Consider the following 11,526-nt stretch of genomic DNA (forward strand, 5'->3'; position numbering starts at 1 on the left):
TGCGGTGGGGGCGGCCCGCCCGTAGCCGGGCCGGGCTGCCGTGGGGCCGGGCGGCGCTTACTTCTTGCCGCCGCCGAGGACCGAGCCCAGCAGGTCGCCGAGGCCTCCGCCGCCCTCCGCGGGTGCCCCGGCGGCGGGTGCGCCCTTGCCGCCGGCGCGCTTGGCGAGGACGGCCAGCACGACCGGGATCAGCATCTCGACGACCCGGGACACGGTCGGGGCCGGGATGCCCGTCTTCTTCGAGACCGCCTCGGCCACCGGCTTGCCGACCTTGCCGAGCACCCCGGCCATCATCCCGCCGCCGAGCAGCCCGCCGAGGCCGCCGCCGAGGGTGGCCACGCCCTGGAGGGGCGGCTGGGACACCTCGGCGAAGGCCTGGCGGACCTCGTCGTCGCCGCCCTCGGCCTGTTCCTGGAGGCTGCCGGACATCGCGCCGACCGTGTGCGCGACGGTCTCGCGGGCGCCGTCGGCATCGGTGCCGAGCAGGCCGGCGATCTCCTGCAGCCTGTCGTCGCCGAGCTCGTGGATCACGTCGTCCTGGAAGGAAGATTCACTCATGCCTGGAACGCTACGTGTGACCGGATTTATCGGCATCTCAGAGCGACCTCCGGACCACCGTCGGTAATGGAAAGGTAAAGCTGTGATTCCGCATGCAACCCTTCGCGCCCGACGTGGGTCGTATGGTGCGTCGGGACTTCCGGGAGGGGATCTGGGGGGATCGGGAAGTCCGACGAGGGAGGGGTAACCGTGAGGGGGTCCGGCCGTGAGGCCGGACCCCCTTTCGTTCGTCCACAGGGTCCGCGGCCTGTCGGCGCCGGACGGTAGCTTCGGTGCCATGGCGAACAACGCGGTGGTGCAACTGGCGGTGGTCGAGGGGGTGCTGGAGCGCATCACCTACGCCAACGAGGAGAGCGGCTACACGGTCGCCCGGGTCGACACGGGCCGGGGCGCGGGCGATCTGCTGACCGTCGTCGGCTCGCTGCTGGGCGCGCAGCCGGGCGAGTCCCTGCGGATGGAGGGCCGTTGGGGTTCGCACCCGCAGTACGGGAGGCAGTTCAGCGTCGAGAACTATTCGACGGTCCTGCCCGCCACCATCCAGGGCATCCGGCGCTACCTGGGCTCCGGCCTGATCAAGGGCATCGGTCCGAGGATCGCCGACCGGATCGTGGAGCACTTCGGCCTCGACACCCTCGACGTCATCGAGACCGAGCCGAAGCGGCTGATCGAGGTGCCGGGCCTGGGCCCCAAGCGGACGAAGCTGATCGGCGCCGCCTGGGAGGAGCAGAAGGCCATCAAGGAGGTCATGGTCTTCCTCCAGGGCGTCGGGGTCTCCACCTCCATCGCCGTCCGCATCTACAAGAAGTACGGGGACGCCTCCATCTCGGTGGTGAAGAACCATCCCTACCGGCTCGCCGCCGACGTCTGGGGCATCGGTTTCCTGACCGCCGACCGCATCGCCCAGGCCGTCGGCATCCCCCACGACAGCCCCGAGCGGGTCAAGGCCGGCCTCCAGTACGCCCTGTCCCAGTCCGCCGACCAGGGCCACTGCTTCCTTCCCCAGGAGAGGCTCATCTCCGACGGGGTGAAGCTGCTCCAGGTGGACACGGGGCTGGTCATCGAATGCCTCGCCGAGCTCGCCGCCGACCCGGAAGGGGTCGTACGGGAGTCCGTGCCAGACCCCCAGGGTGGCCCGGACCCCCTCACCGCCGTCTACCTGGTCCCCTTCCACCGGGCCGAGCTGTCCCTGGCGGGCCAGGTCCGCCGTCTGCTGAACGCCGAGGAGGACCGGATGCCCGGCTTCCGGGACGTGGACTGGGAGAAGGCCCTGGGCTGGCTCGCGAAGCGGACCGGGGCCGCCCTCGCCCCCGAGCAGCGGGACGCCGTGCGCCTCGCGCTGACCCGCCGGGTCGCCGTCCTCACCGGCGGGCCGGGCTGCGGGAAGTCCTTCACGGTGCGCTCCATCGTGGAGCTGGCCCGGGCCAAGAAGGCGAAGGTGGTGCTCGCCGCCCCCACCGGCCGGGCGGCGAAGCGGCTCTCCGAGCTCACCGGGGCCGAGGCCTCCACCGTGCACCGGCTGCTGGAGCTCAAACCCGGCGGGGACGCCGCGTACGACCGGGACCGGCCGCTGGACGCCGACCTGGTCGTGGTCGACGAGGCCTCGATGCTGGACCTGCTGCTCGCCAACAAGCTGGTCAAGGCGGTGGCCCCGGGGGCGCACCTGCTGCTGGTCGGCGATGTGGACCAGCTGCCCTCGGTCGGGGCGGGCGAGGTGCTGCGGGACCTCCTCGCCGAGGGCGGGCCGGTGCCCGCCGTCCGGCTCACCCGGATCTTCCGGCAGGCCCAGCAGTCGGGCGTGGTCACCAACGCCCACCGCATCAACACGGGGGTGCCGCCCATCACCGACGGCCTGCCGGACTTCTTCCTCTTCCCGGAGGAGGACACCGAGGCGGCCGGGGTGCTCGCGGTGGACGTCGCGGCCCGCCGGATCCCCGCCAGATTCGGGCTCGACCCGCGCCGCGACATCCAGGTGCTGGCGCCGATGCACCGGGGCCCGGCCGGCGCGGGCAACCTCAACGGGCTGCTCCAGCAGGCCATCACCCCGGCCAGGCCGAACCTGCCCGAGAAGCGGTTCGGAGGCAGGGTCTTCCGGGTTGGTGACAAAGTCACCCAAATCAGGAACAACTATGAGAAGGGAGCCAATGGCGTCTTCAACGGCACCGTCGGTGTGGTGACCGCTATCGATCCGGACGAGCAGCGCTTGACGGTCCGTACGGAGGAGGATGAGGAGGTGGGGTACGAGTTCGCCGAGCTGGACGAGCTGGCGCACGCCTACGCCGTCACCATCCACCGCTCCCAGGGGAGTGAATATCCGGCGGTCGTGATCCCGGTCACGACCGGGGCTTGGATGATGCTCCAGCGAAACCTGCTCTACACGGCCGTGACCAGGGCGAAGAAACTCGTCGTCCTCGTAGGGTCCCGCAAGGCCCTCGGGCAGGCGGTCCGTACGGTTTCCGCAGGCAGGAGGTTCACGGCGGTCGCCGCGAGGCTCGCCGGACGATACCGGTGGGAAACATCACCTAGATGATCGATCATTTGGGTTCCCACAGGCCCCGCGGGCAAGGCAGGATGTGCAGGTTGACGGCACTCAGTGCCGTCAAAAAGACCAAAGGCCGACCCCGAGTGCACTCTCCTGCGCCAAATGGGGGAAGGTAGAGGCAGTCAGGGCACCTCGAAGAAGAGGCACTACGTCGGTGAGGGATGACGTGAGCGACAACTCTGTAGTACTCCGGTACGCGGACGGCGAATACACCTACCCGGTGATCGAGAGCACCGTCGGTGACCAGGGCTTCGACATCGCGAAGCTGAGGGCCCAGACCGGGCTCGTCACGCTGGACAGCGGCTACGGCAACACCGCCGCCTACAAATCCGCGATTACCTACCTCGACGGTGAGCAGGGCATCCTGCGCTACCGCGGTTACCCGATCGAGCAGCTGGCGGAGCGCTCGACCTTCATCGAGGTCGCCTACCTTCTGATCAACGGTGAGCTGCCGACGGTCGACGAGCTCGCGTTGTTCCGCAACGAGATCACCCAGCACACCCTGCTGCACGAGGACGTCAAGCGGTTCTACGACGGCTTCCCGCGCGACGCCCACCCGATGGCCATGCTGTCCTCGGTCGTCAGCGCGCTGTCCACCTTCTACCAGGACAGCCACAACCCCTTCGACGAGAAGCAGCGCAACCTCTCGACGATCCGCCTGCTGGCCAAGCTCCCGACGATCGCGGCCTACGCGTACAAGAAGTCGGTCGGCCACCCGGTGGTCTACCCGCGTAACGACCTCGGTTACGTCGAGAACTTCCTGCGCATGACCTTCTCCGTGCCGGCCCAGGAGTACGAGCTCGACCCGGTCGTGGTCTCGGCGCTCGACAAGCTCCTGATCCTGCACGCGGACCACGAGCAGAACTGCTCGACCTCCACCGTGCGCCTGGTCGGTTCCTCGCAGGCGAACATGTTCGCCTCGATCTCCGCCGGCATCTCGGCCCTGTGGGGTCCGCTGCACGGTGGCGCCAACCAGTCCGTCCTGGAGATGCTCGAGGGCATCAAGAAGGACGGCGGCGACGTCGACGCCTTCATCCGCAAGGTGAAGAACAAGGAGGACGGCGTCCGCCTGATGGGCTTCGGCCACCGCGTCTACAAGAGCTTCGACCCCCGGGCGAAGATCATCAAGGCCGCGGCGCACGACGTCCTCTCGGCGCTCGGCAAGAGCGACGAGCTGCTGGACATCGCGCTCAAGCTGGAGGAGCACGCGCTCGCCGACGAGTACTTCGTCTCGCGCAACCTCTACCCGAACGTGGACTTCTACACCGGTCTGATCTACCGGGCCATGGGCTTCCCGACCGAGATGTTCACCGTGCTGTTCGCGCTCGGCCGCCTGCCCGGCTGGATCGCCCAGTGGCACGAGATGATCAAGGAGCCCGGCTCCCGCATCGGCCGCCCGCGCCAGATCTACACCGGCGAGGTCCTGCGCGACTTCGTCCCGGTCGAGGCCCGCTGAAGCTGAGCCCCCAGGGCCCGGAGACGCGAAAAGCGCCCCGCCGTCGATCCCCCCACGGGTCGACGGACGGGGCGCTTCCCTTTCCCCGGCAGCGGATTCCCCCCACGGGACCCGCGCCGGGGCGTCGGTGTGTTGCCGGGACCCGTTCGGGTCGGGAGGGCCGCTCAAAGCTTCCCGAGGGCACGCGTCCCGGCCGGCGAATGCCGCGGACGTCCCCCAAGACCTCCGTGAAACATCCCCCAAGATGTTTCTGGCATCGCCCCATTAGACCCGGGACGACCCCGGATGGTTACGTTGTCATCACTGTGATCTGCGTCTCCAGTGAAGGAGATGTGGAGGCCCGGGGAAGGAGATCTTCCGCCGGGCCCGCCGGTCCCGCCCGGGCGGGACCTAGCGGAACGAGCGCAGGCGCAGGCTGTTGGTCACCACGAAGACCGACGAGAAGGCCATCGCGGCCCCCGCGATCATCGGGTTGAGCAGTCCGGCCGCCGCCAGCGGCAGCGCCGCCACGTTGTATCCGAAGGCCCAGAACAGGTTGCCCTTGATGGTGGCCAGCGTCCGGCGGGAGAGCCGGATGGCGTCGGCCGCCACCCGCAGGTCACCCCGTACGAGGGTCAGGTCGCCGGCCTCGATGGCGGCGTCGGTGCCGGTGCCCATGGCCAGCCCCAGGTCGGCCCGGGCGAGGGCGGCGGCGTCGTTGACCCCGTCGCCCACCATGGCGACGGTGCGGCCCTCGGCCTGGAGCCGGCGGACCACGTCCACCTTGTCCTGCGGGAGCACCTCGGCGATCACCTCCTCGATGCCCACCTCGCGGGCCACCGTCTCGGCCACCGCCCTGTTGTCCCCGGTCAGCAGGACCGGGGTGAGCCCGAGCGCCCGCAGCCGGGCCACGGCCTCGGCGCTGGTCGGCTTCACGGCGTCGGCCACGGTCAGCAGCCCGCGCGCCTCGCCGTCCCAGGCGACCAGCACCGCCGTGCTGCCGGTGGCCTCGGCCTCCGCCGCGGCTCCGGCGAGGGCGGCGGGCAGGGCGATGCCCCGCTCGGCCAGCAGCCGTTCGCGCCCCACCAGGACGGAGCGGCCCTCGACCACGCCCTGGACGCCCAGTCCCGCGAGGTTTTCGAAGGACCGCGGTGCCTCGAAGGACTCCGGGACCGGCAGGCCGCCCGCGGCCCCGGCCGCCTCGGCGGCTCCGGCGGCCACGGCCCGGGCGATGGGGTGCTCGGAGGCGTGCTCCAGGGCTCCGGCGAGCCGCAGCAGCTCCTTCTCGTCCACCCCCTCGGCGGGGTGCACCCCGGAGAGGGTCATCCGGCCGGTGGTCACCGTGCCGGTCTTGTCCAAGACGACGGTGTCGACCCGGCGGGTGGACTCCAGCACCTCCGGGCCCTTGATCAGGATGCCGAGCTGGGCGCCCCGGCCGGTGCCGACCATCAGGGCCGTCGGGGTGGCCAGGCCCAGGGCGCAGGGGCAGGCGATGATCAGGACGGCCACGGCGGCGGTGAAGGCCGCGGTGGTGTCGTCGGTGAGCAGCAGCCAGGTGACCCAGGTGCCGAGCGCGAGCAGCAGGACGACGGGCACGAAGACCGCGGAGATCCGGTCGGCGAGGCGCTGCACCTCGGCCTTGCCGTTCTGCGCCTCCTCGACCATCGCGGCCATCCGGGCGAGCTGGGTGTCGGCCCCGATCCGGGTGGCCTCCACGACGAGCCGGCCGGAGGCGTTGACGGTGGCGCCGGTGACCGGATCCCCGACGGTGACGTCGACCGGGACGGACTCGCCGGTCAGCATCGAGGCGTCCACGGCGGAGGATCCCTCGACCACCCTGCCGTCGGTGGCGATCTTCTCCCCGGGCCGGACGACGAACCGGTCGCCCGCGGCGAGGGCGCCCACCGGGATCCGGACCTCCAGGCCGCCCCGCAGCACGGTCACGTCCTTGGCGCCCAGCTCCAGCAGCGCCCGCAGGGCCGCGCCCGCCTTCCGCTTGGAGCGGGCCTCCAGATAGCGGCCGAGCAGGATGAAGGTGACGACGCCCGCCGCGACCTCCAGGTAGAGGGCGGAGGAACCGTCGGCGCGCCGGACGGTCAGGTCGAAGCCGTGCCGCATGCCGGTCATGCCGGCGTGCCCGAAGAACAGGGCCCACAGGGACCAGGCGTAGGCGGCCAGTGTGCCGACCGAGACCAGGGTGTCCATGGTCGCGGCGCCGTGCCGGGCGTTGGTCCAGGCGGCCCGGTGGAAGGGCAGGGCGCCCCAGACCGCGACGGGTGAGGCCAGGGTCAGGCAGAGCCACTGCCAGTTGTCGAACTGCAGGGCGGGCACCATCGAGAGCAGGACGACGGGCAGGGCCAGGGCGGCGGACACCAGCAGCCGCTGCCGCAGCGCGTCGAGCACGGGGTCGGCCTCGGCTGCCGCCGGCCGGGGCCCGGGTTCGTCCCGCTCGGGCTCGGGCGGCGGGGGCTCCTCGGCCGTGTACCCGGTCCTGACCACCGTGTCGATCAGGTCGGCCACCCGGACGTCGCCGCCGTAGGAGACGCGCGCCTTCTCGGTGGCGTAGTTCACCGTGGCGCTGACCCCGTCCATCCGGTTCAGCTTCTTCTCGATGCGGGCCGCGCAGGAGGCGCAGGTCATTCCGCCGATGGTCAGCTCGACCTCGGCTATGGGCCCCTCGTGCACTGTGCTGCTGCTCATGTCCCGCTCCGGGGGAAGGGCCGGGCCGCACGGTCCAGTCGGGGGCTGGCGGGTACGGCCCGGCGGGGTACTGCGGAAGGAAGGGGGCTGAGGCGGGCCTCAGACCTGGCCGGCGAGCTCGTAGCCGGCCTCGTCCACGGCGGCGCGCACGTCGGCCTCGGCGAGCGGGGCGGCGGACACCACGGTCAGCTCGGCGGTCACGGCGCCCTCGCAGTGCCCGCAGGTCATTCCGGTGACCTTGTACACGGTTTCCGTCACGGCGGTCATGTCGTTCTCCTATCGGGGGTGTCTCTTCCTACCCCAGACTATACCCCTAGGGGGTATCAACCCGGTATCCGGCGGGTGTCCGGTGGGTCGTCGGCGGGTCTCCGGTGAGAGTCGACCGGTTCTGCGGTGGACGAGTCGGCCGGCGAAGACCGGCGAGGTGATCGACGTGCTCAGCCGGCTCGGCCTCGCCGTGCTGATCTTCCCGGCGGGTCACGAGACCCGGTTCGGCCAAGTCAAGGGTGACACCATCGCCCGCTCGACGGGGGCCTGGCCGGCCTCCCGCGTGCTCGGGCTCGCCGTCGGTACCCTCCTCAGCCGCGCGGCCGGGGCGCTGCCGCGCCCGGGAGCGCGGCAGCCGAACGGGCGGGGGCTCCGGAGTCCTGGTGAGGGAGCGGGTTCACTCCTCGCGCCGTCCCCGGTTGCCCGGGCGGCGGGCCACCCAGGCCCGGATGGTGTCGGCGTACCAGTAGGGCTTGCCGCTCTCCACGTGGTCGGGGGCGGGGAGCAGGCCGTGCTTCCGGTAGGAGCGCACGGTGTCCGGCTGCACCCGGATATGGGCGGCGATCTCCTTGTAGGACCACAGCTGTCGGTCGCTCATCCACGACACCTCCTCGGTCCGCGCCCCGGGGCCGGCCGGGAGGCCGTCGGGGAAGCCGGCGCGCGGACACTGACGATCACTCGCTTTGTGCCCGGAGAACGACGCTCCGTGAGGGCAGGGGAGGGGCTGTGGACCGCCTGTGACGGAAAACCCGCGTAATCCGGATATGCGTGACAAGGGCGCGACTCCTGTGACGGACGCGGCACAGGAGTCGTCCGGTGAATCCGGGACCCCGGCGGCGGTTCAGCGGTAGAGCTCCGGCCGCTCCACCAGCCGCACCTCGGTCCGTACGCCGCTGCGCCCGGCCGCCAGTCCGGCCTCCGAGACGGCGGCGGCCGCGTACCCGTCCCAGGCGTCCGGGCCGTCCACCCGTCCCCGCGCCGCCGCGGCCACCCAGCGCCGCACCTGGCGGTCGTAGGCATCGGCGAACCGGGTGGTGAAGTCCTGGGCGATCTCCCCGCCCCACCGGCCGGCCGACTCCACCACCATCGCGTGGCCGTCGCCGATGCGGGCGCTGCCGGACTCCCCGACCGCCTCGCAGCGCACCTGGTAGCCGAACCCGCAGTTCACGAAGATCTCCACGTCCACGATCGCCCCGCCCGAGGTCTCCAGCAGCACCAGGCGCGGGTCGCTCAGCCCCTCGGGCGCGGCCGAGGACGGCCTCGGCGACAGCACGGTCACGGCCGTCACCTCCTGGCCCAGCAGCCAGCGGGCCGCGTCCACCTCGTGCACCACGGAGTCGCTGATCAGCATGTCGCTGGTGAAGAACGAAGGCGAGGAGGCGTTGCGGTGACGGCAGTGCAGGAAGAGCGGCCGCCCGATCCCGCCCGCGTCCAGCAACTCCTTGAGCCGCTCGTACTCGGCGTCGAACCGCCGCATGAACCCCACCTGCACCAGCCGCCGGCCCACCCGCCGTTCGGCCTCCAGCACCCGCAGCGCCCCCTCCGGATCCGGGGTCAGCGGCTTCTCGCAGAGCACCGGCAACTCCCGTTCCAGGGCGTGCAGAATCGCTTCCTCATGGGCGGGCCCGGGCGAGGCGATCAGTACGGCGTCCACCCCGGGGGCCGCTGTCGCCGCCGCCGGATCGGTGAACGCCGCCGCGCCCTCGACCCCCGCCGCGACCGCCTTGGCCCGGTCCCCGTCCGGATCGGCGACGGCATCGGCGACGGCCACCACCCGCGCCCCGCCGACCGTGTCGCCGATGCGCCGCACGTGGTCGGCGCCCATCTTCCCGGTGCCGATGACGGCGATGCCGAGCGTGTTCATGCGTGTCTTCCTCCGGATCGGCGGGGATCAGCGGGCGCCACAGGAGCGCAGGTAGGCGCGGGTGCGCCGGGCGATGGGCAGGGGGCGGTCCGGCGGGCAGGGGTACATGTCCTGCTCCACGATCGCGAACAGCTCCACCCCGAGCCGCTGGGCCGCCGCCAGGACGGGCTCCAGCGCGGGCACCCCCGACGGCGGCTCGCACATCACCCCGCGCTCCACGGCCGGCCCGAACGGGACGCCACCGGCCACCACTTCGGCGAGGATCCGCGGATCCACCTGCTTGAGGTGGAGGTAGCCGATCCGCTCGCCGAACGTCTCGATCGCCTCCACGCTGTCCCCGCCGCAGTACGCGTAGTGCCCGGTGTCCAGGCACAGCGACACCAGCTCCGGATCGGTGGCGTCCAGGAACCGGGCCACGTTCTCCGGGGTGTCCACATGGGTGTCCGCGTGCGGGTGGACCACGATCCGCAGCCCGTACCGCTCCCGCACCTCCCGGCCCAGGCGCTCGGTCTGGGTGGTGAGTTCACGCCATTGAGCGGGGGTGAGGACCGGGTCCTCCAGCATTCCGCCGGTCTTGTCGTCCCGCCAGAAGGAGGGGATGACCACCAGGTGCTCCGCGCCCATGTCCCGGGTGAGCGCGGCGATCCGCGACACGTGCGCCCAGGTCTCCTCCCAGACGGCGGGACCGTGATGGAGTCCGGTGAAGACGGTGCCGGCGGACACCCGCAGCCCCCGCTTCGCGGTCTCGTCGGCGAGCCGGGCCGGATCGGTGGGCAGGTAGCCGTAGGGGCCGAGTTCGATCCACTCGTACCCGGCACCGACCACCTCGTCGAGGAAGCGGTCCCACGGGACCTGGAGCGGATCCTCCGGGAACCAGACACCCCAGGAGTCCGGAGCCGAACCGACACGGATACGGGTCAACGCGGGCGGGGAGGAGGTCATGACGGCCACCTTAGGGTGCGAGGTCCGAGGGGAAAGGGAGGACGAGTGCGAGTGGGAGGAGTGCCCGACGTGACCACGGGGGACGCAGGGGGCGGGACCGGGGACGGGCCCGCGTACGACCTCATCACGATGGGGCGGATCGGGGTGGATCTCTACCCGCTGAAGACGGGGGTACCGCTCGCGGAGGCCGACACCTTCGGGAAGTTCCTCGGCGGCTCCCCGGCGAACGTCGCCGTCGCCGCCGCCCGCCTCGGGCGGCGCACCGCCATGATCAGCCGGACCGGTGCGGACCCCTTCGGGGCGTATCTCCGCGGTGAGCTCCGGGAGTTCGGGGTCGACGACCGGTGGGTGGAGGAGGTGGCGCACTACCCGACACCCATCACCTTCTGCGAGGTCTTCCCGCCGGACCGCTTTCCGCTCTACTTCTACCGGCTCCCGAAGGCCCCCGACCTGGAGATCGAGCCGGACGAGATCGACCGGGAGGCGGTGCGCGACGCGCGGGTGTTCTGGATGACCGGCACCGGCCTCAGCGCCGAACCGAGCCGCGCCGCGACGCTGGCCGCGCTGGAGGCGCGCTCGAAGTCCGGGACGACCGTCTTCGACCTCGACTGGAGGCCGATGCTGTGGGACGCCGGCCCGCCGCGGCCCTGGTACGAGCGGGCCCTCGCGCTGACGACGGTGGCGGTGGGGAACGCGGAGGAGTGCGAGGTCGCCACCGGCGAGGGCGAGCCGTACGCGGCGGCCCGGGCGCTGCTCGCGGCGGGGGTGGAGCTGGCGGTGGTCAAACGGGGCCCGGAGGGGGTGCTGGCCGTCCACCGGGACGGCACGGCGGTGGAGGTACCGCCGGTACCGGTGACGGTGGTCAACGGCCTGGGCGCCGGCGACGCCTTCGGCGGGGCCCTGTGCCATGGGCTGCTGGCGGGGTGGGAACTGGAACGGGTGCTGCGGTACGCGAACGCGGCGGGGGCGATCGTGGCGTCGCGGCTGGCCTGTTCGACGGCGATGCCGTTCGCGCACGAGGTGGAGGAGGTTCTGGACCGTGCCGGTGCTGTCTGAGACGGGGATGGAGTACACGCGGTTGGTGGTGCTGGAGCTGGCGCCGGGGGAGGTGTACGCGCACGATTGCGGTGGGGCGGAGTGGATCGTCCTCCCGCTGAACGGAGGCTGCGAGCTCCGCTGCACGGAGCCCTTCCCCGCCCCGCCCCTTCCCGATTCCCGGGA

The 11,526-nt window shown here is 71.8% G+C and carries 9 protein-coding genes and 1 pseudogene; 4 read left to right on the plus strand and 6 right to left on the minus strand.

Annotated elements, in window-relative coordinates; all coding sequences use genetic code 11:
- Positions 1–57 precede the first annotated feature (57 nt).
- Positions 58–558 (minus strand): DUF937 domain-containing protein, encoded by a 501-nt coding sequence (locus tag VR44_RS24440; protein WP_052713802.1) that lies wholly within the window; start codon positions 556–558, stop codon positions 58–60.
- Between the two features lie 277 nt (positions 559–835).
- Here VR44_RS24440 and recD2 point away from each other — a divergent pair, with 277 nt between their 5' ends.
- Together recD2 and VR44_RS24450 are read left to right on the plus strand one after the other, a co-directional pair.
- Positions 836–3,085, plus strand: coding sequence for an SF1B family DNA helicase RecD2 (recD2, locus tag VR44_RS24445; protein ID WP_045949739.1), 2,250 nt, complete (start codon positions 836–838; stop codon positions 3,083–3,085).
- Positions 3,086–3,263: 178 nt separating this feature from the next.
- Positions 3,264–4,553 carry a citrate synthase gene (locus VR44_RS24450; RefSeq protein ID WP_045949740.1) on the plus strand — a complete coding sequence of 430 codons (1,290 nt, stop codon included), beginning with the start codon at positions 3,264–3,266 and terminating at the stop codon, positions 4,551–4,553.
- A 390-nt stretch (positions 4,554–4,943) separates the two neighbouring features.
- On the opposite strand, the gene VR44_RS24455 is transcribed toward VR44_RS24450, so the two are convergent.
- The 5 genes from VR44_RS24455 to VR44_RS24475 all read right to left on the minus strand — a co-directional run bounded on the left by VR44_RS24455 (position 4,944) and on the right by VR44_RS24475 (position 10,305).
- Positions 4,944–7,232 (minus strand): heavy metal translocating P-type ATPase, encoded by a 2,289-nt coding sequence (locus VR44_RS24455; RefSeq protein WP_045949741.1) that lies wholly within the window; start codon positions 7,230–7,232, stop codon positions 4,944–4,946.
- 99 nt (positions 7,233–7,331) lie between these two features.
- Positions 7,332–7,499, minus strand: coding sequence for a copper-transporting ATPase (locus VR44_RS24460; RefSeq protein ID WP_045949742.1), 168 nt, complete (start codon positions 7,497–7,499; stop codon positions 7,332–7,334).
- 397 nt (positions 7,500–7,896) lie between these two features.
- Positions 7,897–8,097, minus strand: coding sequence for a helix-turn-helix transcriptional regulator (locus VR44_RS24465; RefSeq protein ID WP_045949743.1), 201 nt, complete (start codon positions 8,095–8,097; stop codon positions 7,897–7,899).
- A gap of 243 nt (positions 8,098–8,340) precedes the next feature.
- Entirely contained in the window at positions 8,341–9,363 is a 1,023-nt protein-coding gene (locus tag VR44_RS24470) for a Gfo/Idh/MocA family protein (protein ID WP_045949744.1), read from the minus strand.
- Positions 9,364–9,390: 27 nt separating this feature from the next.
- Positions 9,391–10,305 (minus strand): sugar phosphate isomerase/epimerase family protein, encoded by a 915-nt coding sequence (locus tag VR44_RS24475; protein WP_045949745.1) that lies wholly within the window; start codon positions 10,303–10,305, stop codon positions 9,391–9,393.
- Positions 10,306–10,434: 129 nt separating this feature from the next.
- Between VR44_RS24475 and iolC the strand changes: the two genes are divergently transcribed.
- Together iolC and VR44_RS46475 are read left to right on the plus strand one after the other, a co-directional pair.
- Positions 10,435–11,361: a 5-dehydro-2-deoxygluconokinase gene (iolC, locus tag VR44_RS24480; protein WP_045949748.1), complete on the plus strand. Its 927-nt coding sequence runs from the start codon at positions 10,435–10,437 to the stop codon at positions 11,359–11,361.
- Positions 11,345–11,526 (plus strand): annotated as a pseudogene (locus VR44_RS46475) (5-deoxy-glucuronate isomerase); the annotation flags it as partial. The gene iolC and the pseudogene VR44_RS46475, both read left to right, overlap by 17 nt.

Origin of the sequence: Streptomyces katrae, assembly GCF_000966975.1 — a bacterium.
GTDB lineage: Bacteria > Actinomycetota > Actinomycetes > Streptomycetales > Streptomycetaceae > Streptomyces > Streptomyces katrae.

What these genes read in the sequence shown, in the direction of transcription:
- VR44_RS24440 (WP_052713802.1), bottom strand. Translation starts at nt 558, where the DNA reads ATGAGTGAATCTTCCTTCCAGGACGACGTGATCCACGAGCTCGGCGAC.
- recD2 (WP_045949739.1), top strand. Translation starts at nt 836, where the DNA reads ATGGCGAACAACGCGGTGGTGCAACTGGCGGTGGTCGAGGGGGTGCTG.
- VR44_RS24455 (WP_045949741.1), bottom strand. Translation starts at nt 7,232, where the DNA reads ATGAGCAGCAGCACAGTGCACGAGGGGCCCATAGCCGAGGTCGAGCTG.
- VR44_RS24460 (WP_045949742.1), bottom strand. Translation starts at nt 7,499, where the DNA reads ATGACCGCCGTGACGGAAACCGTGTACAAGGTCACCGGAATGACCTGC.
- VR44_RS24465 (WP_045949743.1), bottom strand. Translation starts at nt 8,097, where the DNA reads ATGAGCGACCGACAGCTGTGGTCCTACAAGGAGATCGCCGCCCATATC.
- VR44_RS24470 (WP_045949744.1), bottom strand. Translation starts at nt 9,363, where the DNA reads ATGAACACGCTCGGCATCGCCGTCATCGGCACCGGGAAGATGGGCGCC.
- VR44_RS24475 (WP_045949745.1), bottom strand. Translation starts at nt 10,305, where the DNA reads ATGACCTCCTCCCCGCCCGCGTTGACCCGTATCCGTGTCGGTTCGGCT.
- iolC (WP_045949748.1), top strand. Translation starts at nt 10,435, where the DNA reads ATGGGGCGGATCGGGGTGGATCTCTACCCGCTGAAGACGGGGGTACCG.